Raw genomic sequence first — 26,308 nt, 5'->3', positions numbered from 1 at the left:
CGTATATTTTATTTTATCCTGCTTTGCCTATTTATTTTTTGTATAAATTTAGCTATTAAATTTCACGAATATAGCGCGTTTATGGAGCTTGGCGAGCATGACACCCAAGGCAAAGTAAGCGTAAATTTCACCAAAGAGAAAAACGGCAAAAAACGCCAGATAATAAGGATCGACACCTCAAATTTTAGCTTTTACAGCGTTGCTTCTAAAAAAGATGAGATCAGCCTTTATGATGTCGTGGCGCTTAGCGTTCAGCCAATAGACGTTAGTTTTAAAGACTATCTTTCTGACTCATTTTACATGCCTAGCTACGATAGAGCCGTCATCAAAAGAGATGATAGTCTAAGGCAAAGAGCCATAAATTTCATCTCCGCCCAGCACGAAGACGCCAAAATTTCGCAACTTTACTCAGCGCTCTTTCTTGGCACAAATGTCTTTGGCGAGCTAAGAGATGACGTCTCAAACTGGGGCGTGGCGCACCTCATCGCCATTAGCGGCTATCATCTTGGCGTTATAAGCGCGGTTTGCTTTTTTGTTTTAAGGCTCGTTTTAAGGCCCTTTTACGCAAGATATATGCCATATCGCTCATATATCTTTGACATCTCTATCGCCGTATTTTTGGTGCTTTGCTTCTACTTTTATATGATCGGCTTTATCGCAAGCTTTTTGCGGGCATTTTTGATGAGCATGGCTGGCTTTTACATGATCTGCAAAAAGATAAAGATCTTAAATTTCTACACACTCTTTGGCGTTATTTTATTTAGCGTCGCCCTATTTCCACAGCTTCTTTTTAGTGTTGGCTTTTATTTTTCATGCCTTGGCGTCTTTTATATCTTCGTCTATCTTTTCTATTTTGCGCCCAAATTTAGCCTGCTAGCAAACTCACTACTTTTAAATTTATATGTCTTTTTTGCTATGGAGGTTGCGGTGCTTTACTTTTTCCCGCTCATTAGCCTCTTGCAGCTTAGCGTGCTAGCTATCAACTACCTATTTGGCGTATTTTATCCACTAAGCTTCTTACTTCATCTATTTGGATATGGTGGCATTTTTGATGAAATTTTAAGCAAGATGCTAGCTTTTAGGCTAGGCTCAGACAATCTTCACATAAGCACATCTGTCTTTTTACTTTATAACGCCATCACGCTTTTTTGCGTTAAATTTAAGCCAGCAGCATTTTTACCACCGCTCTTTGGTGTGGCATCGTTTTTGCTCTTTTTGATAAATTTTTCATAGTCAAAGTTTTATCTAAATTTGCCGATATGCTTTTAAATTTAAAGGCGAGGCGATGCAGATAAACTCAAATTTTATAAATTTAAACAAAAATGGCTCTTCAAATAGTGCAAATTTAAAGGCTGATGAAGCAAATTTAAAAAGCCAAAATTCACAAAATAGCGATAAAAGCACTATCTTGCATGACGCTTCAAATTTAGTTAGCGAGACAAATAACGAGAGTGAGAGTAGCGCCGATGTCATAAAAAAGCAGTTAGAAAAACTGCAAAAACAGCTAAAAGAGATTGAAGCTGCGATAAAGCAGGCAAGTGCTAGCAAAAATCCATACGCAAAAGAGCTGGTTGCCTCACTTCAGACCAAAAAAGCGGCTATCTTTGCTCAGATAATGCAGCTAAACGCCCAGCTTGTAAAGATGCAAGGCGCTTAAATAGCTCAAATTTAACCCTAAATTTAACCTCAGGCAGCCTTTACGCCGTAAAATTTCATCACTCTATTGTGAATTAATAGCGAGATATACATTATCACAGCGCCTAAAATAAGCCTTGTTAGATTGGTGTCCTTTTGCCAAAAGACCAAATTTACGATGATAGCAGCTGGTATGAGGGCGTTATTCATGATGGCAAGCACGCCGCTATCGACCTCGCAAGCGCCTTTGTTCCACATAAAATATCCCAGCCCACTAGCGACCGCACCAAGCCACAAAAGCACCAAAGTTTGGGTTAGATCAACGTGAAATTTAGCTGGATTGCCAAGTGTTACGAGTGCGATCACTGCTACAAAAAACGCTCCAAAGTGAAAGTAGCCAAAGACCTTTTTTTGATCCACTTCAAACTTCTCCAAAAGCGCCTTATACGCACTCTGCCCTGCTCCAAAGCAGATATTTGCCCCTTGCACCAGCAAAAAGCCCTTTAGCACGCCCTCATTTATCGCGCCATACTTGATGATAAGCGCGCCAAAGACCGCCACGCCAACGCTAAAGAGATAAAGCGGCCTAAATTTAAAGCTAAATGCGTCATATATAAGCGTCACATAAAACGGCGTAAAAATGGTAAAAAGGGCGACTTCTGGCACGCTTAGATACAAAAACGAGTTGTAGTAGCAAAGATACATTAGCCCTATTTGCACTGCTCCGATCGCCATTATGCCAAGGGCGAGCTTTGGACTAACGCCTCGAAATTTCGTAAATGGCAAAAAAACCAAGCTTGCAAGCGTTACACGCACAAAAACAGCCAAATAGCTATCTACTTTGCCAGCTAAAAACTCGCCTATCAAACTAAAGCTAAACGCCCACAAAATGGTCACGAAGATCAGTTTATTCATTCTATCACCACCTCATTTATATTTCTTGCGCATTCAAAAAAGTATTCAAGCTTGTTTAGCTCGAGCAAATCGCCATTTAAGATGAAATTTGCCCTATCGCTAAAATTTTTCTCACTCACAAATAAAAACTGCTCAAATTTTACCTTGCCGCTAAGATAGCCATTTAGCAGGTCATTAAAGTCGCTATCAAGGCTCTCTTGCTTTAGTGAGTCTAAATTTAGCCTAGCACTTAGGCCCTCTATCACGCCCCTTAGATCCTTTAGCCTAGCCATTATCCTGTTTTCTTCGTCGCTTAGATCAAGCGCAGCCTTTTGCTCCTCTATGCGCTTAGTTTGGCTTTGCTTGCTAAGGCTTAGGCTATCTGGCAGCTTCCACTCAAACTCCACCCTAGGCTTGTTCGCATCAGCGTATGCCTCAGCCATCTGCGAAGTCGTCCTATCGCCTTTTTTAAAGCTGTTATTATTCACACTTTGCGTATCTTTTAAGTAAATTTTTGGAGCAAATTTGCTCTTTTGCTTCTCATTTTCTTGCTCTTTTATAAATTTTTCTTGCTCCATCGCCCCAAGCTTGGCACTTAGATCATCCTTGCTAAAATCAGGCATCACTATCTTTGAGCCAGCATTAAAGCCGATCTCGCCGTTTGAAAGCAAATTTATCCTTGAGTTTAGCTCCGCTAGCTTAAGCCCAAGCTCGTCAAGCTCGGCTCTTTTTTTATTAAGAGTGAAATTTATCGCATCAAATTCGCTCTTATCTATCTCACCATACTCAAACCAAAACTCATTTTCAGCCGCAGCCTTGGCAAAGCTATCCACAAATTTTGTCTCTAAATTTATAAGAGAATTTAGTGCAACGGCGTTGAAATAGACCTTTGCGACCTGAAAAGCGGTTAAATTCATCAGCTCTTCGTCCTTGTAAATTTTCTCCACGCCCTTGTGGTCTAAAATCTTATCTGAAGCCTCGCTCGCACCGCCGTCAAAGATGAGATACTCGACCTTTGCCGTGATCGACCCAGCCTTTGTCATATATCCGCCCTTTAGCTCGTCAGGCACAAAGGTATATCTGCCATCAAGGGATAAATTTAGCTTGTTGCTCTTGTTTTTATTTATATATTCATTTTTATTAAATTCTTTCAAACTCTCAAGCTTCGCACTTTGCGCCAGAGCGATGATCTCTAGTAAATTTCCAGCCCAAAGAGGCAAAGCAAAGAGCAAAACCGCTAAAATATTCTTCAAATTCTCTCCCTTTCATAAAATTTTCTTATAAATTTATCAAGATTATAGACCCATGCAAAAAGCACTGGCACGACAAGCAAGCTTAGCAAAGTCGAGCTAATGAGCCCAAAGATGATGCTTATAGCCATAGGCGAGTTGGCCTCATAGCCAGCACCCCTACTAAGCGCAAGTGGCAGCATGGCAAATATCATCGCAAAAGTGGTCATCAAAACAGCCCTTAGACGCTTTTTAGCAGCCATTTTCACAGCTTCGTTTGCTTCCATGCCGCTATTTGCAAAGTGATTTGCAAAATCAACGACCAAAATGGCGTTTTTACCGACCATGCCAAAGAGCAAGATGACGCCAACCATGACAAATAGGCTAAATGGATTGCCGCTTATAAAAAGCCCGATCACGACGCCACAAAAGGCAAGCGGCATGGCGAGCATGATGAGAAATGGCAGCAAAAAGCTCTCATAAAGTGCAGCTAGCACCATGTAAATAAGCACCGCGCTCGCACTTACCGTAAAGATAAACGAAGCGTTTGTATCGTCCATGAGCTCGACAAATCCAAGAAATTTATACTTGAAATTTGCTGGCAAAATTTCATCAAGCTTCTTTGAAATTTCATTTGCCACGCTATTTAGCGGAGCGTTGTTTTTGGTATTTGCTAAAAATTTGATCTCATCGGCTCTATTAAATCTTGAAATACTAGCTGGCTTTTGCTCAAAACTAATCGTCGCCACGTCGCCAAGTGTCACGAAAAAGCCCTCATTACTTCTTATCTTGGTCTTTAAGATATCATCTGTATCGCTTCTAAATTTATCATCAAGGCGCATGTAAAGCTCATACTCTTTGCCATTTTCGTTTTCAAAAACAGAAACCTCATTCTGGCTAAATGCGCTATAAACGGCGCTTGCAACGCTGGCTTTATCTAAATTTAGCCTTTTTGCCTTATCTTCATCGATAGAAATTTGCACACGCTTTAGCAGATCTTCTTCGGGCGAATTTACGTCCGTTGCGTCATTTATCTCTTTTAGCATCTTGCTGATCTTTGGCACAAATTTCTCTAACTCCTTGCCATTTTCAGAGGTGATAGTAAGCTTAACTGGCTGCACATCGCCGCCTTCAACCACCGGAAGATCAGCTACAATGACGCTCATATCATCACTTTTTAGCTTGTCACGAAACCTCTGCATGATAGCGTTTTGCCGCTCGTGGTTAGCTCTATCTTTTAGCTCCTTTAGCCTGACGTAAGCCTTTACAAGATAAGGCTGTTTGGCATCTGTGTATCCAAGGATGAAGTAGGCGTAAGCTACCTGAGGATCGGCATTTATGAGTGAAATTTTATCTTTTAGCCTCTCTTTGCTAGCTTGCAGGCTAAGTGAGGGATCGAGCTTAAAGTAGATGTTAAACTCCGAGTTATCCTCGCTTGGCATGAAGTCGCCGCCTACAAATTTAGCCAGAGCAAACGAGCAAACAACGACCACAAGCGTTATGGCTAAAAATATGAGCTTAAATTTAAGCGCTAAGGCTAAAAGCTTCTCATAGCCATTTTCAAGTGCCTCAAAAAAGGGCTCACTCTTTAGAAAAAAGCCGCTTTCTTTGGCATTTACAAACCTAGCACTAAGCGTTGGCACAAGAAATATGCTCACAAAAAACGAGATGACGATGCCAGCTGCCACGCTCATCGCAAAGGAGTTAAAGTATTTGCCAACGATGCCACTCATAAAGGCTATTGGCACAAAGACGCAAAGTAGCACGAGCGAGATCGCAAAGACGCTAAATGCTATCTCTTTTATGCCTGCAAAGCTTGCTTTTAGGGCATTTGGCTCATCTTTTAGCTTGCTAGCGATATTTTCAGTGACAACTATCGCGTCGTCGATGAAAATTCCGATGCCAAGCGTTAGTGCTATGAGGCTTAAGCGGTTTATGTCGTATCCTAGGGCATTTATGATGAAAAATGTCGCTACGATGCTAGTTGGTATCGCTACGACTGAGATGATAGTGATCGAGAAATTTCTTAAAAACAGATAGACGATCACGATGGTTAGCAAGACGCCTAGGATCATATCAAAGGCGGTTTGATCGATGTGCTTTTGTATCACTTCGCTCTTATCGTAGGCTATTTTTACGTCGTATTCATTGCCAAGCAAGCTTTTAAACTGCTCTAGCTTTGATTTAGCTAGGGCGATCACGGTTAGTGCGTTTGCGTCTGGAGCTAGCTCAAGACCAAGCAAGACGCCACTTTTTTTATCCATTATCGCTGCTTCGTTTGCGTCTTTGTAAGCGAGATCAACACTTGCGATATCTTTTAAAAAGACCCCTTGCTTGATCGTTAAATTTCTTATCTCATCTATGCTTTTGGCGCTGAAATTTGACTTGATCGCCATTTGGATTTTTTCATTTTCTATCTTGCCCAGTGGCGCTTTTAAATTTTCAATCTTTATCAAATTTGCCACTTCGTTTGCGCTAAGAGCAGCCTTATCTAGCTTAAACCTATCAAGTAAAATTTTCACCGCTGGCTCTAAAAAGCCATTTGTCTTGACCTTTGAAACGCCACTAATGCGCTCTAAAAATGGCTTTGCCACATCATCTATCTCTTGCATGAGCTTAGTTTCGTTACCATCAAGCCTTGTGATAAAAAGGCTAAAGACGGCTGAAGAGAGGCCATTTAGCTTTTCTATCTCGTAGTTTGCGTTTAACCTTGCCTTTTGCATCTTGTCGCGGACGTCGTTTGTAGCGCTCTCTAGGTCTTTGTTTAGCTCAAATTCGATGCTTACCACGCTTAGGTTGTCAAAGCTAGTTGAGTAAAGCTTTTTTATCCCCTCGATGCTTGAGACCTCATCCTCGATCTTTTGCGTGATCTTTGTCTTGATGTAGTTCATATCGCCATTTGCGTAGGTTGTGATCTTAACGATTGGGATATTTACTTGCGGGTATAAATTTACATTCATCGTCTTTAGCGAGTAGATACCAAAGACAACGAGGCTTAAAAATATCATAAGCGTAGTTATGGGGCGGTTTATGGCTGTTTTTATCATTTATTTTCGCCGATTATCACTTTTCCTTGACCAAACATGCCTGGCTTTAGCCCGCTGTCATAAGCCTGGGCGTAAAATTTTCTAGTCTCTCGCTTAATCTCTGGGTAAATTAGCGCGATTTTAACCTCTTTTTCCTCGTTTGTTGCGTCAAGCCTAAATTTAAACGTATCGCCAACTTTTACTAAATTTGCATATTTTTCATCGATCGCTATTAAAATTTTAGCCTCCTCGGAGTTTAAGACAAAGGCTGGCTGAAGTGGCGAAGCACTCTCGCCAAGCTCGACATTTTTACTAGCTATTACACCATCAAACGGAGCTTTTAAAACGGCCTTTTTAAGATGATCATCTGCATTTAAAATGGCGATCTCCGCTGCTTGAACTCTTAGAGCTGCCTCGTCAAATTTATACTTTACCTCATCAAATTCTTGCTTTGAAGTGACGTCCTTTACTTGACTAAATTTATTAAAGGTGCTTTTAGCAAATTCTTTGGCATTTTTGGCAAGTGCTAGGTCGCTTTTTGCCTTTTTCAGAGCGATCTCAAGGCTTGTTTGATCAAGGCTAGCTAAAGTGTCGCCCTTTTTAACGTGGCTTGAGACATCTACAAAAATTTTATCCACCTTGCCGCTGCTCTCAAATGCAAGCTTTGAGCTTTGCCTAGCATAGACTTCAAAATCAGCAAAAATCTCCTCCCTTGCAAATGAAAAGATGCAAAATATCATTAAAATTATCAGCTTTTTCAATCCCTAATCCTCTCTAAAATACTCTCGCCACTTTCAAAAAAATACTCCGCCTTTTTTATCTCCAGCTCGTCTTTCGCCCCTTCAAAAAGGCTAATAGCGTCAAATTTTTGCGAGAGTGCTTCAAGCAAGTCGCTATATCCCAAAAGCCCAGAGTTATACTTCTCAAAGCTCGCTCTAAGTGCTAGATCGCTTGCTTTTACATACTCATTTAGCGAGGCGATCTTTGAGCTAAGCGAAATGATCTCGTTTTGTAAATTTTTAAGTTTTGTCTCGTTTTCGCGCTTTTTATACTCTAAATTTAGTCTCGCCTCATCAAGCGCGATCTTGCTAGCTTGGCTCATCTTGCTAGTGGTAAAAAAGTCAAAAATTTTCCACCTAAAGCTAACGCCAAATTTATTGCCGTGCGTATCTTCTTTTAGATATTTGTCAAGATATGGGCGGTAAGCGCTATATTTGCCAAGGTCGATGTCGTAGTTATTTTTGTAAAATCCATAGGTGTCATAAAGCGAAATTTGAGGCAAAAAGCCAGCTCTTGTCTCGCTAAGCTTAGCTTCGCTTAAAGATATATCTTGATTTAGTCTGTCAAGCTCGGCATTTTTTGAAGCTAAATTTGAGCTAATCTCAGCCATTTTTGCCCCGCTAAGTGGCGAAATTTGCTCGCCTGTTAGCAAATTTATCTCGTTTAAAATTTGCTCCATTTTATTTTTGTATTCAAGCTGCGTGCTGTTTGCTAGGTGGTATTTTGCCCGCACATTTTCTAGCTCATCTTTTGCGGCAAGTCCTGCAATGTTCGCCTTTTCAAGCTTGTCTAAAACGCCTTTTAAAAAATTTGCCTGAGCGTTTTTGGCAGCTATTATATTTTCAAGTGCGCAGGCGTTAAAATATAAATTTACAGCCTTAAATGCAAGGTAGTTTTTGGCTTCATCACTTGCGATGGCGGCTTTGTTTTTTAAAAGCTGGCTCATCTTTAGCCTAGCCTCTCTCGCCCCGCCGTCATATAGTAAAAAATCAATCCTTGCCAGCACGCCAGCTGACTCTTTGGCGACTATGCTTGGGAAGGTGCTTGCGTTTTTGCCGTATGAGCCCTCTAGGCTAAGGCTTGGCAAGTAGGCGCTTGATGTCGCCTCGTCATTTAAATTTGCTCTTTTTAGCTCAAGCTCTTTGATCTTTGAAATTTCGTTTTGAGTGGCCTTGTTTGCTATCTCGCTTAAATTTGATCCAAATAGCGCCAAAGGCAAAAGTGCTAATAAAATTTTCTTCATCAGTGAAAGCTTTTTACTAAATTTCCTATTAGCAAATTCCAGCCGTCTACCAGCACGAAGATGAGTAGCTTAAATGGCAGCGAGATCATGACAGGAGGCAGCATCATCATACCCATCGCCATCAAAACGGAGCTTACGACCATGTCGATAACTAAAAACGGCAGATAGAGCAAAAATGCTATCTCAAAAGATGTCTTTAGCTCGCTTATCATGAAAGCTGACATAGCGATGCTTAGCGGGATATCCTCTATATTTGCTGGATTTTGCAAATTTCTTATCCTAAAAAATAGCGCAAGATCCTTCTCTCTAGTGTTTTTCACCATAAATTCTTTAAACGGCTTTAAGCTTTTATCAAGCATCTCCTCATAGCCTATCTGCTCGGCTATATAAGGCTTTATGCCCTCATCGTAGCTTCTTTGCCCGACTGGCTCCATGATAAAAAATGTAAGCACCATCGCAAGCGAGATGAGCACCGTTGAAGGCGGCACTTGCTGTGTGCCCATCGCTTGACGCAAAAATGAAAAGACAATGACAAGGCGCAAAAAGCTAGTCATCATAAAGATGAGTGAAGGAGCAAGTGCAAGAGCAGTGAGGATTAGTAAAACATTTAGAGAATTTACAAGCTGCTCGGCATTTTGCGGTGAATTTAGGCTTAAATTTATAGTTGGTAGCGCAGGATCAGCGCCAAAAACTACACAAAACAAAACCGCTAAACTAAGCAGTGCTTTCACGACTAATTCCTCGTATCAAGGATACTTTTCTTAGTAGCCTCTTTGTTTTTTGGCTCAAGCGAGACGAAGTGAATTTCTACTCTATTGTTTTTAGCTCTGCCCTCGTCTGTGCTGTTGCTAGCGATCGGATCAAAAGAGGCTCTGCCAGAAGTGATAAGCCTCTCTTGTGGTACGCCGTCGCTAACTAGCTCTTCAAGCACGCTTAGCGCCCTTGCAGTTGAGAGCTGCCAGTTGTTTTTGTATATAGAGTCTTTGCTTGGATTTGTATTATCAGTGTATCCGATGATATCTGTTTTTACCTCATTTGGCATTTTGGCTATGATCATGCCTATTCGCTTTAAAAAGAGCTTCGCATCCTCGCCAGAAATTTCAGCGCTATCTTTGTCAAAGAGCATCGCAGCTGGAAGCCTAACGATAAAGCCATCCTCGCTCTCCTCCATCGTGATCTCAGGTGCCGCACTAGCCGTTAGTAGCTCATTTATCTTTTTAACAGTCGAGGTAACCTCATTTTGAGCGCCTTTTTGAGCTTTTGGCTTTGGAGTGCGTCTGCTTTCAGGATCTGTCTCTTTTTCTACCTGACTATCTGGTCTTGCGCCACCCTCTAGCACGCTTAGCGCACCAGCTAGCGAGCCAACAGCAGCCTCCATCTTTTTAGCATCCATCGTCGCCATAGAAAGGAGCAAAACAAAGAAGCAAAGTAGGAGTGACATAAGGTCACCAAAGGCAGCCAGCCACTCAGGCATACACTTTGGGCACTCTTCTGGTTTTATTAATTTACCCATTATTCAAACTGACTTTTTCTATCTTTTGGAGGTAAAAAAGCTAAGAGCTTAGCCTCAAGCGTTCTTGGGTTGTCCCCTGCTTGTATCGCCATGATGCCCTCTAAAATGACTTGCTTCTCAAGCGCCTCATCAGCATCGCGGATCGAGAGGATATTTGCAACAGGCGAGCCGATGATGTTACCTATCATCGCACCATAAAGTGTCGTAAGCAAGGCAACCGCCATAGATGGACCGATCGCACTAGGGTCTGACATGTTAAGAAGCATCGCAACAAGACCGATAAGCGTTCCGATCATACCCATCGCACCCGCAAAACCACCGACTTGCTCGAAAATTTTGATGTTGTTTGCATGCCTTGTGCTAGTCTGATCAATATCGATCTCCAAAAGCGCTCTGATCGCATCTGGCTCATTGCCATCGACCGCCATCGAAAGGCCTTTTTTTAAAAACTGATTTGATTCGTTATTTACTTCGCTCTCAAGTGCTAAGATGCCATCTCGCCTAGCTTTGGTTGAGTAATCAACTACTTTTTTTATAGTCTCAGGTAAATTTACAACAACTGATGGCTTAACAGCGACACCATAAAATTTACCAACACCTTTAAGCGTCTCCATCTTGAAGCCAACCATCATAACGCCGATAGTACCACCAAAAACGATCATCACAGAAGGGATATCGATGTATGGTCCTATACCAACGCCTATCGCCATTGATCCAAACAAAAGCACCAAGGTCAAAACCCAGCCGACGACGGTTCCTAAATCCATTTAAACTCGCTTTATTTATAAATTCTTAAGAATTGCTATTTTATTAGCTTTTTGTTGAAACAATCGTTAAATTAAAAAAAATGTTTGCCATTTTTTGCTACAATCTGCGAAATTTTTAACGTTAAAAGGCTTAAAAATGAACAATAATACTTCAATCATAATCCTAGCTGCTGGTCTTGGTACCAGGATGAAATCAAAACGCCCAAAAGTCCTATTTGAGCTATGTGGCGAGCCAATGATCATTCACATCTTAAAGCAAGCCTATGCGATCACAAATGACGTTAGCGTCGTGCTTCACTACGAAAAAGAGTTAATTAGCAAAAAGATAAAAGAAATTTTCCCTCAAACTAAAATTTTCGAACAAGATCTAGCAAATTTCCCAGGCACTGCTGGCGCGATAAAAGGCGTAAATTTAAGTGGCGAAAAGGTGCTTGTCACTTGCGGCGATATGCCACTTGTTAGATCAACTGATCTTATGCGTCTAGCAAATGCCGAAGCAGACGTGGTTATGAGCTCATTTGAAGCGGCAAATCCTTTTGGCTACGGCAGAGTTATCATAAAAAACGGCAAAGTTGAGGCCATCGTCGAGCAAAAAGATGCGAGCGAAGCGCAACTTGCTATAAAAAGCGTAAATGCTGGCTGCTACTGCTTTAAACGCGAGGCACTAGAGCAAATTTTACCGCTCATAAGCAACCAAAACGCACAAAAAGAGTACTACTTAACTGACGCCATAAAAATAGCAAATGAAAAAGGTTTAAAGTGCGTTGCAGTAAATGTTAATGAGCAAAATTTCATGGGCATAAATGATAAATTTCAGCTAAGCATCGCTGAAAAAATCATGCAAGATGAGATCAAGCAAAATTTGATGAAAGCTGGCGTTTTGATGCGCATGCCTGAGAGCATTTTCATAGATAGCAGGGCTAAATTTGAAGGCGAGTGCGTACTAGAAGAAAACGTAAGTATCCTTGGCGAGTGCGTTATCTCTGAGAGCATCATCAAAAGCTCATCAGTGATAGAAAGCAGCGTCATCAAAAACTCAGACATCGGCCCACTAGCTCACATAAGACCAAATTCTGAAATTTCTGACACACACATAGGAAATTTCGTCGAGGTTAAAAAAGGCGTTCTTAGTGGCGTAAAAGCTGGACACTTGAGCTATCTTGGCGACTGCGAGATAGAAAGTGGCACAAACATCGGTTGTGGCACGATCACATGCAACTACGATGGCAAGGCAAAATACAAAACCAAGATCGGCAAAAACGTCTTTGTTGGCTCAGATACGCAGCTGGTCGCCCCTGTAAATATCGCTGATAACGTCATCATCGCAGCTGGTAGCACCATCACAAAAGACGTTGAAAGCGGCGCTCTAGCTATCAGCAGAGGTCGCCAAGAGAACAAAAGCGGCTTTTTTGAGAAATTCTTTGGCAAAGACGATGTTAAAAAATAAGAAAATTTTACTTGCCGTTTGCGGCAGTATCGCCTTTTATAAGGCATTCGAAATTTTATCGCTGCTTAAAAAGCAAGGCGCTGATGTTTATGTGGCTTTAAGTGACGGAGCGCTTGAATTTTGCAGTGTAAGCGGCTTTGAGGCACTAAGTGAGCATAAAATTTTAAGCTCACAAACGCAAAACTGGCAAGACGGCGTAAATCACATAGCCTACTCTAAAATGGATCTAGTTCTCATCGCACCTGCCTCGGTAAATACGATAAATAAGCTAACAGCTGGCATCTGTGACAACGTCTTTATGCAAACGCTAATCGCCGCCTCACACGTGCCTTTAGTAGTTGCCCCAGCTGCAAATAACAATATGATCGAGCATTTTGCGACGCAAAATTCACTTGAAATTTTAAAGAAAAACGGCGCTTTAGTGGCTGAGCCAGTTCTTAAAACTCTAGCTTGTGGCGACATTGGCAAGGGCGGTCTTGCAAGTCCTGAAGTGATAGTTGAAGCTGCCATTAAAAGGCTTAGCAGGCCACTTTTTGCAGGCAAAAAAGTGGTGATAACTGGTGGCGCAACAACCGAAAAGATAGATGATGTTAGAGCCATTACAAATTTCTCAAGCGGAAAGATGGCAAGAGCCTTGGCTAGAGCCTTTTACTACGCAGGTGCGGAGGTAAAACTGCTTGCTAGCTTTGAAACCGCAAACGAGCCGTTTCTTAGCCTTAAATTTAGCTCAAGTAGCAAGCTTTTAGAGCTTTGCAAGAGAGAGTGCGAGGGGGCAAATTTACTTGTAATGTGCGCTGCGGTGAGTGATTTTGTACCGACAAAGATAGATGGCAAGATAAAAAAAGAGGACGTTGGAGAGAGCTTAAATTTAAGCCTAAAGAGAAATGTCGATATTTTGCAAAGCTTAAAAGAGCTTAAATGTAAAAAGATCGGCTTTAAGCTTGAAATCTCAAACGAAAACGCTCTTAAAAGCGCTAGATCGATGCTAGAGAAAAAAAGGCTTGATGCAGTTTGTCTAAATATTTTAGGCGAGAAAAATGGCTTTGCAAGCGAGCAAAACGAGGTAAATTTCATTACAAAGGGCGGCGAAACCCTACTGCCGCTTGCCTCAAAAGACGAGATCGCGGGGCGTATCGTGGAGCTAGCAGCAAATTTATGATAGAGCAGATCTCACGCGTCCAAAAGATAGCAAAAAACAGCCAAGCTCCGCTAGTAGCGATAAATTCGTCCTTGCCACTTAGCATTTTGGTGAGCCAAAAAGTCGGCTTTAACAGATACATCTTAAATTTCGCAAATAGAAATTTAAACACAAAAAGCGTAAAAGAGCTAAACGTAGGCTCAAGATACTGGGGCGAGGTGCATAGTCAGGGCGAAAACATCGTCATAAAAAATTTATACGAAAAACCAAAAATTTTAGATGAGGACGTTTTGGCTGATGGGCTAAATTTGATAGAAAATTTGGTAAAAAATGAGAATTTATCGTGGCTTTACAACTATTTATTTAAAAACTTAAGCGAAGTTAAAACAAAAGATGAGATGAGAGTGCTAGCAAAAATGCTCTTTGCCCTGCAAGAAAATGTCGTGCATATACCATTTGCGTATAGCGGTACAAACGGCATTTTTCAGCTTAAAAAAGAGAAAAATGAGATGAGAGTTTTTCTTGTTTTTTCAAATTTTGCGCCGCTTATTTTTAAATTTAAAGATGAAAATTTATATGAGATCGCAACTCCATTTAGCAACGTCGCGAGCTTGCTAAAAAGCGAATTCAGCGCCGCAGTTATGGTGCAAAACGTAAGCGCTCTTTGGAGTAAAAAAGAGCAGATAATTGACTTTAAAGGCTAAATATTGAACAAACTTAACCACCTTGCTATCATCATGGACGGCAACGGACGCTGGGCGAAAAAGCGTGGATTTTTGCGGACAAATGGGCACGAGGCCGGGGCAAATGTGGTGAGCGATATGTGCGAATTTTGTATCGATAATGGGGTGAAAATTTTAAGCCTTTACGCATTTAGCACCGAAAACTGGAAAAGACCGCAAAAAGAGGTTGATTTTTTGATGAATTTGCTTAAAAAATTTCTTCTTTTAAAGCGTGATGATTTTATAAAAAATGGGATCAAATTTAACACGATCGGCGACATCTCGCCATTTAGCGATGAGCTAAAAAATGAGATAGAGATCACAAAAAATGCGACAAGGGAAAATGCAAATTTGCTTTTAAATTTAGCGATAAACTACGGCTCAAAAGATGAGATCATTAGAGCTGTGCAAAAACTAAATTTAAAAGGCTGCGAGATAAGTGAAGCGAGCCTAAATGCGGCACTTGACGAGAGTGAGCCGGTGGATCTTCTCATTAGAACTGGTGGCGAGAGCAGGCTTTCAAATTTCATGCTCTGGCAGGCAAGCTACGCGGAGCTATTTTTCACGCCGACACTTTGGCCTGACTTTGGCAAGGATGAACTTGCAAGCATCGTTGCCAAATTTAAAGATATAGAGCGAAGATTTGGCGGAGTTTAGTGAGATAATGGATATTTTGGTCATCTTTTTTGCCGTTTTTGCTTTTGTTTTTGGCATCTGCGTGGGGTCGTTTTCAAATGTGCTGATATACCGCTTGCCACGAAGTGAAAGTATAAATTTCCCAGCCTCACACTGCCCAAAATGCTCTCACAAGCTAAATTTTTATCACAATATCCCGCTTTTTTCGTGGCTATTTTTAGGCGGCAAATGCGCCTTTTGCAAGCAAAAGATAAGCCTTATCTATCCTCTAGTTGAGCTAGCCTCTGGATTGCTTTTTCTGATCTGCTTTTTTAAAGAGTGCGGCGAAATTTTAAGCGTAGAAACTCTGCTTTATGCGCTATTTTTAGGGCTTTGCTTTATCATGCTACTAGCCCTTAGTGTCATAGACATAAGGTATAAAGCCGTGCCAGATGCGCTTCTTTTTGCGGCGCTGTTTTTTGCACTTGCCTATGCCTTGCTGCCTTTTATCTTTAAAGGGAATTTTGCTCAAATTTTAAATTTAATCCTCTTTGGATTTATCTTTTGGACGCTTAGATTTGTCGTGAGCTATGCGATGAAGCGCGAAGCCATGGGCAGTGCCGACATCTTTATCGCAGCGATCATCGGAGCCATTTTACCAGCCAAGCTAGCCCTTGTGGCGATCTATCTGGCGGCACTTCTCACACTCCCAGTCTATGCGATCGTTCGTAAAAAGGGCTATGAGCTAGCCTTTGTGCCGTTTTTAAGCCTGGGGCTGCTTGTCACTTACGCTTTTGATAGGCAAATTTTAGAAATTTTAAGGTTCATTTATGAGTAGAGTAAATAAATATCTTTTGTTTAACTTTTTAGGCACGTTCGCATCGCTATTTAGTACGCTTTTTTTGATCATGTCGATCGTCTTTTTCATCCAGATCGCGCGTATCACTTCATACATCGAGATCAGCTTTGGCGAACTCTTTAAACTCTACTCATTTATGCTCCCACGCGTACTGCTCTTTGTCGTGCCTATCGCGTTTTTCGTCTCACTTGCGATGACGCTCTTTAGACTATCAAAAGAGAATGAAAGTATTGTTATCTTCACACTCGGTGGCTCGCCAAACAAAATAGCAAGATTTTTCTTAGCTTTTTCAGCCATTTTAAGCGCTGCCTTGCTGGTAATTGCCATCGTCATGATACCAATAGCCGCTCAGCTAAATGCAAATTTCATCGACTATAAAAAGACGGTTGCAAAGCTAAATTTAAAGCCAACCCAGTTTGGACAAAAATTCTCCGACTGGATGGTCTATGTGGGCAGCGAGATAGAGGATAGCAACGGCACTACTTACAAAGATATCGTGATGTTTAACCCATTTGTAAAAGACTCACAGCGCCTAATAACCGCTAAAAACGCAAAGATAACAAATGTCAATCAAAGCATCGAACTTTCCTTAAACGAAGGAAAAATGTACGACATAAAAGATGAAATTTACCACCAAAGTAACTTCAAATCAATGAAGATAAGAACCGCTCAAAGTGAAGAGATAAGCGATGTTGGCAGCATCAAAGAGTACTGGATGGATGCAGCTAGCAGCGATAAGCGCAGAAAAGACCTTAGCACCTACGTCCTAGTGGCCCTCTTCCCGCTTGCAAGCACGCTCTTTGCGATCAGCCTTGGCATCGTCACATATAGATACGAAAAGGGCATGGTCTATGTTGGCACTTTTGGCGTTTTGTTTGGCTACTTTACGCTCATAATGCTCTTTTCATCAAAGCCAGCACTTGCCATACCGCTCATATTTTTCGTATTTTTACTAGCTGGCGTCTTGCTTTATAGAGCCAAGATCGCACGAAGATACTGATGAAAATTCAGCTAATCTACAGCTACGATGGCTCGAAATTTCAAGGCTCTCAGACCCAGCCACACGAAAACGGCGTAGAAGATGAACTTGCGCGCGCCCTAGCCCACGTTGGCATTTTTGAAAGAGTGGTCTCTAGCTCGCGCACCGACAAAAGCGTGCACGCAAACAACCAAAGCTCAAGCGTCGTTTGTGGCGATCACTTTAAAGATTTAAATCGTCTAAAAGATCTTATAAACCGTCACGCACACCCAAGCATTCACATAAAACGCATAAATTTAGTGAGTGATAGCTTTCAAGCAAGATTTGATGCAGTCGCAAGGTCGTATAGATATGTGATAGATCACGGTAAATTTGATGTTTTTAGCTCAAACTACAAGGTGTTTTTGCCTAAATTTGATATCAAAAAGGCAAATGAAATTTTGCGTAATTTTATCGGCGAGCATGATTTTAGCGCATATATGAAAACTGGAAGCGATACAAAAAGCCCAGTGCGCGAAATTTACAAAGCATTTTGCTACACATACAAAGAGCAGACTATCATCGTTTTTAAGGCAAATGGCTTTTTACGCGGCCAGGTGCGCCTCATGGTTGCAAATTTACTAAAAGCGCTAAAGCAAAAAGACGGCAGCGAGCTCATCAAAGCTTCACTAAATGGACGTCCTGCTCTAACTCGCATACCAGCGCCTGCTGAAGGTCTATATCTAAATAGAGTTTTTTATAAATTTAACTAATCTAAAAAGTGGTCTGAAAATAAAATTTGGAGAGAAAAAGATGGTGCGCCCGAGAGAATTCGAATCTCTGACCTTTTGAACCGCAATCAAATGCTCTATCCAGCTGAGCTACGAGCGCACATGAAAAATTAAGTTGTGATATTAACCAAACTTTCCTTAAAAAGAGATTGTATTCATTTTAAATTTATAACCTTTTTAGTAGAATCCTTTGAGTAAAAGGAGCAAAAATGAACGATTTTTTCGATAGTCTAAAAGAGATAAAAAAAGAGCTTACAAAAGAGCAAGAAGTGGCAAAAAAGCCCCAAAAAGAGGTCGCTTCTCATACAAAAGAGGAGGCGATCTTGCACAAAGAACAAAAGCTAAGAGATGAGTTTTTGGCATATACAAAAGATGGCAATATCAGGAAAATTTAACTTTGGAACGCTAGTTGCTTTAAATGGGGATATTTTGAATGGAGAAACCCATGAATATAACCCAAACTTTAGAATCTTTAAGCATTTTAACAGATAGCGACACTCTTTTTTGCGAGCTTCGCGCACTGATAAGTAAAAATTTCACAAAAACCCTAGCAAACAAAGACAAGATCATCTCTTTTTACGAAGAGAGCGAGATCCCGCAACGAAAATGCTTCTTAAATTTTATAAAAAAACTCTACGAAAAACAGGGCAACAAGCTTGACGTAACCTTTGCAAAATACAAAACCATAAAACTATCTTTAGTGCAAAGAAACGCCCTAACAAATATCTACAACATCGACATTGAGTTTTTATATGGCGAGATGATCTTTACGCTAAATAACACTCCAAGAGCTTTTGCTAGCTACATTTTGCAAAATTTTAAAGGAAATGAGTCTAAATTTGACGAGAAAAATCACAAATTTAGCCTAAAAATAAAAAAAGATAGCGACTTTGACTTGATAGAAGAGATCATTTCAAGACGCGAGCATCTAAAATTTATAGTAAATTTTAACTACAACGAGAGCAAATTTAAAGAGTTCAAAAGAAACTACAAGGTCCAAAACTCGGCCAAATTTAAAAGTCGCTTCAGTGCTTTGGCAAATTTACTAGAAGAAAATTTTGAAATTTTAGGCTGCTCAAATAGCGACAGCTTCGAAACCGTAAGAGACAGCTACCTAGCCCTTGCTAAAATTTACCACCCGGATAGACACTCAAACAAGAGTGAAAGCATCAAAAACGAGTATAACGCTAAATTTAAAAAGATCCAAACAGCCTATGAGGCACTAAAACCATTTTTTAAAAACCAAGAGAATTTTATAAAAGTTGGTTAAATAAGATAACACTTAATATAAATTTGCTTAGCGGTTTTTGCCTAAGAGCATTTATCGTTCTTGGAGCAATTTATATATTTTAATAAACTTTCTCCCTTTAAAAACTAGACCAGATAGGATCTGGCCTAGCTATCTAATCATTTCTCACCAAGCGGCCAGTAAACAACTGGTTTAGCTCCCAGTCTAGCCTCACCATGATACATACCAAGCTTATCTTTAGTCCAAGCAAAGCCTGTCTTGCCAGACTTATCAATAGAGATGATACCACCACTGCCACCTAGTGTTGCTACCTCTTTTACAGCCTCTTCGGCTGCTTTTTGCACATCTGAAGTTTTGTATTTATAAAGAGCTGAGACTTCATGAGCAGCATTTACACGCATGTAGATATCACCTGTGCCTGTGCAAGAGACTGCCACTGAGTCATTATCTGCATAGGTTCCAGAGCCAATTATCGGACTATCACCTATACGGCCAGTCATTTTATTTGTCATGCCACCAGTACTTGTTGCTGCGGCTAGGTTGCCATTTTTATCAAGAGCAATCGCTCCAACAGTACCAAGATATGGACGCTCATATAAATTTAGCGAAGTTTTCTTTGTCTTTTCGCTATCAAGCATGAGCTTTTGTTTCTCTTTAGCCCTTTGGAGTGCATCATATCTAAACTGCGTGAAAAAGTACTTTTGATCAACCATCTCTAGGCCGTTTTCTTTGGCTAGCTTGTCAGCTCCCTCGCCAGCAACAAGAGTGTGCCAAGTCTTGTCCATTACAACTCTTGCACCAAGGATTGGGTTTTTGATATGCCTTGCCATCGCTACTGCACCTGCTTTTTTAGTAGAGCCATCCATGATCGAGGCATCCAGCTCATTAAAGCCGTCAGCTGTAAATACTGCGCCCTTGCCAGCATTAAAATTTGGATCGTCTTCTAACACCATAATGGCTGCCGTAACTGCATCCATAGCACTACCGCCCTTTTCAAGCACGGCCTGACCAGCTAAAAGCGCCTTTTTCATAGGCTCTTCGCGCACTTTAAACTCATCTTTAGTAAGCTCAAGTCCGCTAGTGCCACCATGTATGACAATAACAGGGCTAAATTTATCCTCTGCGTTTAAGAGTGAGCCTGCGAATAAGGCAACGCCAGCTGCTACAAAAACAGCTTTTGAAAATGCTAGTTTCATACGCTCTCCTTTAAAGAAATTTGATAAATCTTAAAAAAATAATATAACTTAATACTTTTCGTTTAGCTTAATATAAGTATATACTTTTGCATGAGGCAGTGTTAAATTTAATAAATTTAGCATCGTGTTCATTTGTGTGTAATAAAACTTTAACAAGAATGATAAAAATAAGAAACTATCAATACATCACCTCAAAAATGACTTTTTGAAGATCAGCTTAGAGGTCATGCTAATATCAAATAGTTAAGGTTCTGCATTTTTAATAAGCAATGGAATAAATATAGCATAGCAGAAAACCAATTAGACAACTTGTTGGTCTAATATTTGTGCGATAGGTGGCGAATGTAACTAAATAACCAACAACCCTAGCACAAAGCATTGTGTTTACACACCAAAAACACACAATTACAGCATACAGCACAAAATAAAGGTCGCTAAACCAATAATCTAATAATAAAAAAATAAAAACTACTATTTTATACTTAAATAGAAATAAACACTAATAAAAACCAGAATTAATAATATAAGAATTAAAGCAGATAAACAACAAAGCCCGCAACGACCTACTTTTCCAACATCCCAGTAAGGGAGAGTATCATCAGCCAGGACGAGCTTAGCTTCTTGGTTCGAGATGGAGCAAGGCGTTTCCTCGTCTGTATAGTCACGGGCAGTGTTAAATAAAAGATATACTAGATAAATCTCTTATTTAACACTACTAAATAAAGTTAAAAGTCATAAACAAAGTTTTATAAAAACATATCTTATTAAGTTTTTATCCTTAACAAGGAAGTGATGCTTATTAAAAGATAAGCAGACGAGCTATTAGTACTGGTCAGCTAAAGGACTTTCATCCATTACACACCCAGCCTATCAAACACATAGTCTATATGAGCTCTTAAAAGAAGATTCATCTTGGAGTTGGCTTCCTGCTTAGATGCTTTCAGCAGTTATCACATCCCAACATAGCTACCGAGCGGTGCCCTTGGCAGGACAACTCGTACACCAGTGGTTGGTTCGACCCGGTCCTCTCGTACTAGGGTCAACTCTCCTCAATCTTCTTGCGCCCACGGCAGATAGGGACCGAACTGTCTCACGACGTTCTGAACCCAGCTCGCGTACCGCTTTAAATGGCGAACAGCCATACCCTTGGGACCTGCTCCAGCCCCAGGATGCGATGAGCCGACATCGAGGTGCCAAACCTCCCCGTCGATGTGAGCTCTTGGGGGAGATCAGCCTGTTATCCCCGGGGTACCTTTTATCCTTTGAGCGATGGCCCTTCCACACAGAACCACCGGATCACTAAGACCGACTTTCGTCTCTGCTTGACGTGTATGTCTCGCAGTTAAGCTGGCTTATGCCTTTATACTCTACGAACGATTTCCAACCGTTCTGAGCCAACCTTTGTAAGCCTCCGTTACATTTTGGGAGGCGACCGCCCCAGTCAAACTACCCACCAGACATTGTCCTACTTGAGGATAACTCAAGCTAGTTAGCTATCAGAATAAAAAAGAGCGGTATCTCAACAATGGCTCACCATAAACTGACGTCTATGGATCAAAGCCTCCCGCCTATCCTGCACATTTTTATCCCAATAGCAGTGTCAAGCTGTAGTAAAGGTCCACGGGGTCTTTCCGTCTTGCCGCGGGTAGGAGGAATTTTCACCTCCACTACAATTTCACTGGATCCCTCTTCGAGACAGCTCCCATCTCGTTACGCCATTCATGCAGGTCGATATTTAATCGACAAGGAATTTCGCTACCTTAGGACCGTTATAGTTACGGCCGCCGTTTACTCGGGCTTCGATCAAACGCTTCGCAGAGCTAACGTCATCAATTAACCTTCGAGCACCGGGCAGGCGTCACACCCTATACATCCTCTTACGAGTTAGCAGAGTGCTGTGTTTTTGGTAAACAGTCGGGAGGGACTCTTTGTTGTAACCTTCAATGCTTACGGAGTAAATCCTTCACAAAGTTAGGCACACCTTATACCGAAGATACGGTGCTATTTTGCAGAGTTCCTTGAAGAGAGTTCTTCCACGCGCCTTAGAATACTCATCCCACCCACCTGTGTCGGTTTACGGTACGGGCAACTATAACTAAACTTAGAAACTTTTCTTGGCTCGACAGTATCAAGGATTTACGATTCATTCCGAAGAACTTCACGCACCTGTAAGGCCTCGGCTTAAAGGAGTTCGGATTTGCCTGAACTCCAACCTGCACCTTTCGACCAGCACTACCATCCGCTGGCTCCTCTAACTCTAAGCGTCCTTCCATCGCACATTATAGTTGGCATTGGAATATTAACCAATTTTCCATCGCATACCCCTTTCGGACTTTGCTTAGGACCCGGCTAACCCTACGATGACGAGCATCGCGTAGGAAACCTTGGGTTTACGGCGTTGGGGATTCTCACCCCAATTATCGCTACTCATGCCTGCATGCTCACTTGTATTCGCTCCAGCACTCCTTACCGGTATACCTTCAACGCAAATACAACGCTCTCCTACCACTTAGTAAACTAAGTCTAAAGCTTCGGTACTCATTTTAGCCCCGTTATATTTTCCGCGCAGAATCACTAGACCAGTGAGCTATTACGCTTTCTTTAAAGGATGGCTGCTTCTAAGCCAACCTCCTGGTTGTTTAAGTAACTCCACATCGTTTTCCACTTAAATGAGATTTAGGGACCTTAGCTGTTAGTCTGGGTTGTTCCCCTCTCGACGACGGATTTTATCACTCGCCGCCTGACTGCCATGATTACACACTAGGTATTCGGAGTTTGATAGGGTTTGGTACATTGGTGTATGCCCTAGCCCATTCAGTGCTCTACCCCCTAGTGTTACTACATGACGCTATACCTAAATATATTTCGGAGAGAACCAGCTATCACGATGTTTGATTGGCCTTTCACCCCTATCCACAAGTCATCCCATAGCTTTTCAACGCTAGCGGGTTCGGTCCTCCACCGGCTCTTACACCGGTTTCAACCTGCTCATGGATAGATCACATCGTTTCGGGTCTGCAACGTCTGACTAAACGCCCTATTAAGACTCGCTTTCGCTACGGCTCCGGGTTTCCTTAACCTCGCCAGACATCACAACTCGCAGGCTCATTATGCAAAAGGCAGTCCATCACCCTGATAAATCATAGGGCTCTGAATGATTGTAAGCAAATGGTTTCAGGTTCTATTTCACTCTGATCACCTCAGTTCTTTTCACCTTTCCCTCACGGTACTTGTGCACTATCGGTCTAGTAGTAGTATTTAGGGTTGGATAGTGGTCTACCCAGCTTCAGACAGAATATCACGTGTTCCGCCCTACTCAGGATACTGCTAAGTAAAACAAAGCTTTCATATACGGGGGTATCACCCTCTGTGCCTAACCTTTCCAGGTTGTTCTATTAGCTAAGTTTAGTCTATATTGCAGTCCTACAACCCCACTAGTAAACTAGTGGTTTGCCCTCTTACGCGTTCGCTCGCCGCTACTAGCGTAATCTCTTTTGATTTCTTTTCCTGAGGGTACTAAGATGTTTCAATTCCCCTCGTTCGCTCCGTTATACGGTAACTAATATCTCTATTAGTTGGGTTGCCCCATTCAGAAATTCCCGGATCAAAGCCCCTTGACGGCTCCCCGAGACTTATCGCAGCCTGGCACGTCTTTCATCGCCTCTACTAGCCAAGGCATCCACCACTTGCTCTTTGTAGCTTACCTTTTCTATATTAGATTATTCTAATTCGCATCACTTCCTTGTTAAAGATAACTTTATGTTACTACATTTAAATTCTAGCTCTCAAGACGGAAAGCATTGACTACTATTTAGATAAGTTTTAAATCCTAAATAGATTGTGATGTCAAACTTTTGCATTAAATGCAAAGAGAATAGAAATTTAAATCTTTAACAAGTCCTGTAAAATTGTTTTTAAAACTTGCTTGTGACTATTAACAATATTAATTAAAAGAACATTTAGACTTCGCAGACTAGCAAGCTAGCCTTTACGACCAAAGAGTTGCACCCTTTGGAAACCCCTAAAGCACAAAGTTGCTTTCGGCAACTTTATAATCAATAAAGATCAAGTACGCTTAAAAGTCTAAAGTAAATGTTTCTTAAAACACTTAATATAGACTTTTGCTGTTAAACTATTTTATGGTGGAGAATAGCGGGATCGAACCGCTGACCTCCTGCGTGCAAAGCAGGCGCTCTCCCAGCTGAGCTAATTCCCCAATTAAATTCTCTGGTGGGCCTAACAAGACTTGAACTTGTGACCTCACCCTTATCAGGGGTGCACTCTAACCAGCTGAGCTATAGGCCCCTATAGGTCTATCAATCTTTCAAAACTAAACAAGGATGATTGAGAATATCTTTCTTATAGATATCTTGTGAGAGAATATCTATATGTACTCTAGAAAGGAGGTGATCCAACCGCAGGTTCTCCTACGGTTACCTTGTTACGACTTCACCCCAGTCGCTGATTCCACTGTGGACGGTAACTAATTTAGTATTCCGGCTTCGAGTGAAATCAACTCCCATGGTGTGACGGGCGGTGAGTACAAGACCCGGGAACGTATTCACCGTAGCATGGCTGATCTACGATTACTAGCGATTCCGGCTTCATGGAGTCGAGTTGCAGACTCCAATCCGAACTGGGACATATTTTATAGATTTGCTCCATCTCGCGATATTGCTTCTCATTGTATATGCCATTGTAGCACGTGTGTCGCCCCGGACATAAGGGCCATGATGACTTGACGTCGTCCACACCTTCCTCCTCCTTACGAAGGCAGTCTCATTAGAGTGCTCAGCCGAACTGTTAGCAACTAATGACGTGGGTTGCGCTCGTTGCGGGACTTAACCCAACATCTCACGACACGAGCTGACGACAGCCGTGCAGCACCTGTCTTAACATTTCTGCAAGCAGACACTCTTCTATCTCTAGATGATTTGTTAGATATCAAGTCCGGGTAAGGTTCTTCGCGTATCTTCGAATTAAACCACATGCTCCACCGCTTGTGCGGGTCCCCGTCTATTCCTTTGAGTTTTAATCTTGCGACCGTACTCCCCAGGCGGTATACTTAATCCGTTAGGTGCATTACTGCCAAGACTAGCTTAGCAACAACTAGTATACATCGTTTAGGGCGTGGACTACCAGGGTATCTAATCCTGTTTGCTCCCCACGCTTTCACGCATTAGCGTCAGTTGAGTTCCAGCAGATCGCCTTCGCAATGGGTATTCCTGGTGATCTCTACGGATTTTACCCCTACACCACCAATTCCATCTGCCTCTCCCTCACTCTAGATTATCAGTTTCCCAAGCAGTTCTATGGTTAAGCCATAGGATTTCACAAGAGACTTGATAATCCGCCTACGCGTCCTTTACGCCCAGTGATTCCGAGTAACGCTTGCACCCTCCGTATTACCGCGGCTGCTGGCACGGAGTTAGCCGGTGCTTATTCGTTAGGTACCGTCATTATTCTTCCCTAACAAAAGGAGTTTACGCTCCGAAAAGTGTCATCCTCCACGCGGCGTTGCTGCTTCAGGGTTTCCCCCATTGAGCAATATTCCCTACTGCTGCCTCCCGTAGGAGTCTGGACCGTGTCTCAGTTCCAGTGTGACTGATCATCCTCTCAGACCAGTTATGCGTCATAGCCTTGGTGAGCCATTACCTCACCAACTAGCTGATACAATATAGCCTCATCCTACACCGAAAAACTTTCCCTATCTAACTTATGCTAGAGAGGAGTATAGAGTATTAGCAGTCGTTTCCAACTGTTGTCCTCTAGTGTAGGGCAGATTAGCTATACATTACTCACCCGTGCGCCACTAACTCATAAGAGCAAGCTCTTACTTGTCCGTTCGACTTGCATGTATTAGGCACGCCGCCAGCGTTCACTCTGAGCCAGGATCAAACTCTCCATATTAACCTTCTTTAACGTAAAGCAAAGCTTTACTAAGAAGCAACACTAAAGACTAAGATTGCTAATGCAATCTAGTAATAATGTTTTTACTAAAATTGCTTTTAGTATTTATTATGAAGTTTTTAATCAAAAAAAACCTTTAGTTTTTATATTAGTTTGTCTAATCTATTATTTAATCATAATAGACTGGCTCAATCGATCACTTGTTTAGATTTCAAAGATTGACTAATAGTTTAACAATTGTAAGTTAAAAGAACAACGATAAGAAAAAGGCTTTATTAACGTTGAAGTTAAAGGTGGTTTCTCGTTTCGTGAGCTGGAATTATATATGAGGGATGC

At 41.5% G+C, this 26,308-nt stretch carries 20 protein-coding genes, 3 tRNA genes and 3 rRNA genes; 11 read left to right on the top strand and 15 right to left on the bottom strand.

Going from position 1 to position 26,308, the window contains the following annotated elements:
• The first annotated feature begins 81 nt into the window (after window positions 1–81).
• Both MTT09_RS04340 and MTT09_RS04335 read left to right on the top strand, forming a co-directional pair.
• Complete coding sequence (locus MTT09_RS04340; RefSeq protein WP_429802744.1) at window positions 82–1,233, top strand: ComEC/Rec2 family competence protein; 1,152 nt, start codon at window positions 82–84, stop codon at window positions 1,231–1,233.
• A 52-nt stretch (window positions 1,234–1,285) separates the two neighbouring features.
• Complete coding sequence (locus tag MTT09_RS04335) at window positions 1,286–1,657, top strand: hypothetical protein (RefSeq protein WP_107965569.1); 372 nt, start codon at window positions 1,286–1,288, stop codon at window positions 1,655–1,657.
• Between the two features lie 29 nt (window positions 1,658–1,686).
• Here the strand turns inward: MTT09_RS04335 and MTT09_RS04330 are convergent, their stop codons facing one another.
• From MTT09_RS04330 to MTT09_RS04295, 8 genes are read right to left on the bottom strand one after another with little or no spacing between them, the layout of a single operon-like run.
• Window positions 1,687–2,550: an EamA family transporter gene (locus MTT09_RS04330; RefSeq protein WP_429802742.1), complete on the bottom strand. Its 864-nt coding sequence runs from the start codon at window positions 2,548–2,550 to the stop codon at window positions 1,687–1,689.
• Window positions 2,547–3,782 carry a TolC family protein gene (locus tag MTT09_RS04325; protein WP_429802740.1) on the bottom strand — a complete coding sequence of 412 codons (1,236 nt, stop codon included), beginning with the start codon at window positions 3,780–3,782 and terminating at the stop codon, window positions 2,547–2,549. The genes MTT09_RS04330 and MTT09_RS04325 overlap by 4 nt, the downstream gene beginning before the upstream one ends.
• Window positions 3,779–6,805 carry an efflux RND transporter permease subunit gene (locus MTT09_RS04320; protein ID WP_429802738.1) on the bottom strand — a complete coding sequence of 1,009 codons (3,027 nt, stop codon included), beginning with the start codon at window positions 6,803–6,805 and terminating at the stop codon, window positions 3,779–3,781. Before MTT09_RS04320 ends, MTT09_RS04325 begins: the two co-directional genes overlap by 4 nt.
• Complete coding sequence (locus tag MTT09_RS04315; RefSeq protein WP_103598076.1) at window positions 6,802–7,545, bottom strand: efflux RND transporter periplasmic adaptor subunit; 744 nt, start codon at window positions 7,543–7,545, stop codon at window positions 6,802–6,804. Before MTT09_RS04315 ends, MTT09_RS04320 begins: the two co-directional genes overlap by 4 nt.
• A complete protein-coding gene (locus MTT09_RS04310) occupies window positions 7,542–8,807 on the bottom strand; it encodes a TolC family protein (RefSeq protein ID WP_429802735.1) in 1,266 nt (421 codons plus the stop codon). The genes MTT09_RS04315 and MTT09_RS04310 overlap by 4 nt, the downstream gene beginning before the upstream one ends.
• Window positions 8,807–9,529, bottom strand: coding sequence for a flagellar type III secretion system pore protein FliP (fliP, locus tag MTT09_RS04305; protein ID WP_196779718.1), 723 nt, complete (start codon window positions 9,527–9,529; stop codon window positions 8,807–8,809). Before fliP ends, MTT09_RS04310 begins: the two co-directional genes overlap by 1 nt.
• Before the next feature lie 11 nt (window positions 9,530–9,540).
• Window positions 9,541–10,320 (bottom strand): flagellar motor protein MotB, encoded by a 780-nt coding sequence (locus MTT09_RS04300; protein ID WP_429802733.1) that lies wholly within the window; start codon window positions 10,318–10,320, stop codon window positions 9,541–9,543.
• On the bottom strand, window positions 10,320–11,087 hold the full coding sequence (locus tag MTT09_RS04295) for a motility protein A (protein ID WP_004318159.1): 768 nt from the start codon (window positions 11,085–11,087) through the stop codon (window positions 10,320–10,322). The genes MTT09_RS04300 and MTT09_RS04295 overlap by 1 nt, the downstream gene beginning before the upstream one ends.
• Before the next feature lie 136 nt (window positions 11,088–11,223).
• On the opposite strand from MTT09_RS04295, the gene glmU reads away from it, so the two are divergent.
• Genes glmU through truA form a run of 7 tightly spaced genes read left to right on the top strand, consistent with a single transcriptional unit; the run spans window position 11,224 to window position 17,599 of the window.
• Window positions 11,224–12,534 carry a bifunctional UDP-N-acetylglucosamine diphosphorylase/glucosamine-1-phosphate N-acetyltransferase GlmU gene (gene glmU, locus MTT09_RS04290; protein WP_021086716.1) on the top strand — a complete coding sequence of 437 codons (1,311 nt, stop codon included), beginning with the start codon at window positions 11,224–11,226 and terminating at the stop codon, window positions 12,532–12,534.
• The gene (coaBC, locus tag MTT09_RS04285; RefSeq protein WP_429803709.1) at window positions 12,521–13,693 is read left to right on the top strand and encodes a bifunctional phosphopantothenoylcysteine decarboxylase/phosphopantothenate--cysteine ligase CoaBC; all 1,173 of its coding nucleotides are present in this window, start codon (window positions 12,521–12,523) and stop codon (window positions 13,691–13,693) included. The genes glmU and coaBC overlap by 14 nt, the downstream gene beginning before the upstream one ends.
• The gene (locus MTT09_RS04280) at window positions 13,690–14,376 is read left to right on the top strand and encodes a hypothetical protein (protein WP_429802731.1); all 687 of its coding nucleotides are present in this window, start codon (window positions 13,690–13,692) and stop codon (window positions 14,374–14,376) included. Before coaBC ends, MTT09_RS04280 begins: the two co-directional genes overlap by 4 nt.
• Window positions 14,377–14,379: 3 nt before the next feature.
• Window positions 14,380–15,051 carry a polyprenyl diphosphate synthase gene (gene uppS / locus MTT09_RS04275; RefSeq protein WP_429802729.1) on the top strand — a complete coding sequence of 224 codons (672 nt, stop codon included), beginning with the start codon at window positions 14,380–14,382 and terminating at the stop codon, window positions 15,049–15,051.
• Between the two features lie 7 nt (window positions 15,052–15,058).
• Window positions 15,059–15,847, top strand: a complete 789-nt coding sequence (locus MTT09_RS04270; protein ID WP_429803708.1) for a prepilin peptidase — start codon at window positions 15,059–15,061, stop codon at window positions 15,845–15,847.
• Window positions 15,840–16,868, top strand: coding sequence for an LptF/LptG family permease (locus tag MTT09_RS04265; RefSeq protein WP_429802727.1), 1,029 nt, complete (start codon window positions 15,840–15,842; stop codon window positions 16,866–16,868). Before MTT09_RS04270 ends, MTT09_RS04265 begins: the two co-directional genes overlap by 8 nt.
• The gene (gene truA / locus MTT09_RS04260; RefSeq protein ID WP_429802725.1) at window positions 16,868–17,599 is read left to right on the top strand and encodes a tRNA pseudouridine(38-40) synthase TruA; all 732 of its coding nucleotides are present in this window, start codon (window positions 16,868–16,870) and stop codon (window positions 17,597–17,599) included. Before MTT09_RS04265 ends, truA begins: the two co-directional genes overlap by 1 nt.
• Before the next feature lie 41 nt (window positions 17,600–17,640).
• Here truA and MTT09_RS04255 read toward each other — a convergent pair.
• A tRNA-Arg gene (locus MTT09_RS04255) sits at window positions 17,641–17,717 on the bottom strand.
• A 109-nt stretch (window positions 17,718–17,826) separates the two neighbouring features.
• On the opposite strand from MTT09_RS04255, the gene MTT09_RS04250 reads away from it, so the two are divergent.
• Both MTT09_RS04250 and MTT09_RS04245 read left to right on the top strand, forming a co-directional pair.
• Window positions 17,827–18,012, top strand: coding sequence for a hypothetical protein (locus tag MTT09_RS04250; protein WP_429802723.1), 186 nt, complete (start codon window positions 17,827–17,829; stop codon window positions 18,010–18,012).
• A 50-nt stretch (window positions 18,013–18,062) separates the two neighbouring features.
• The gene (locus MTT09_RS04245) at window positions 18,063–18,887 is read left to right on the top strand and encodes an adenylosuccinate lyase (RefSeq protein WP_429802721.1); all 825 of its coding nucleotides are present in this window, start codon (window positions 18,063–18,065) and stop codon (window positions 18,885–18,887) included.
• 137 nt (window positions 18,888–19,024) lie between these two features.
• On the opposite strand, the gene MTT09_RS04240 is transcribed toward MTT09_RS04245, so the two are convergent.
• The 6 genes from MTT09_RS04240 to MTT09_RS04215 form a co-directional block, all read right to left on the bottom strand.
• Window positions 19,025–20,062 carry an isoaspartyl peptidase/L-asparaginase family protein gene (locus MTT09_RS04240; protein ID WP_429802719.1) on the bottom strand — a complete coding sequence of 346 codons (1,038 nt, stop codon included), beginning with the start codon at window positions 20,060–20,062 and terminating at the stop codon, window positions 19,025–19,027.
• A 550-nt stretch (window positions 20,063–20,612) separates the two neighbouring features.
• Window positions 20,613–20,731, bottom strand: a 5S ribosomal RNA gene (gene rrf, locus MTT09_RS04235).
• 133 nt (window positions 20,732–20,864) lie between these two features.
• Window positions 20,865–23,768 (bottom strand): 23S ribosomal RNA (locus tag MTT09_RS04230).
• 434 nt (window positions 23,769–24,202) lie between these two features.
• Window positions 24,203–24,278: transfer RNA gene (locus tag MTT09_RS04225), tRNA-Ala, on the bottom strand.
• 12 nt (window positions 24,279–24,290) lie between these two features.
• Window positions 24,291–24,367, bottom strand: a tRNA-Ile gene (locus tag MTT09_RS04220).
• 94 nt (window positions 24,368–24,461) lie between these two features.
• A 16S ribosomal RNA gene (locus MTT09_RS04215) occupies window positions 24,462–25,972 on the bottom strand.
• Together the 16S, 23S and 5S rRNA genes with 2 tRNA genes alongside form the textbook arrangement of a ribosomal RNA operon.
• Window positions 25,973–26,308: the final 336 nt, after the last annotated feature.

The sequence above is a fragment of the Campylobacter concisus genome, assembly GCF_050447505.1.
GTDB classification, from domain to species: domain Bacteria; phylum Campylobacterota; class Campylobacteria; order Campylobacterales; family Campylobacteraceae; genus Campylobacter_A; species Campylobacter_A concisus_BP.
Note: the sequence above shows the minus strand (reverse complement) of the source record. Positions and strands in the feature narration are given on the sequence as shown.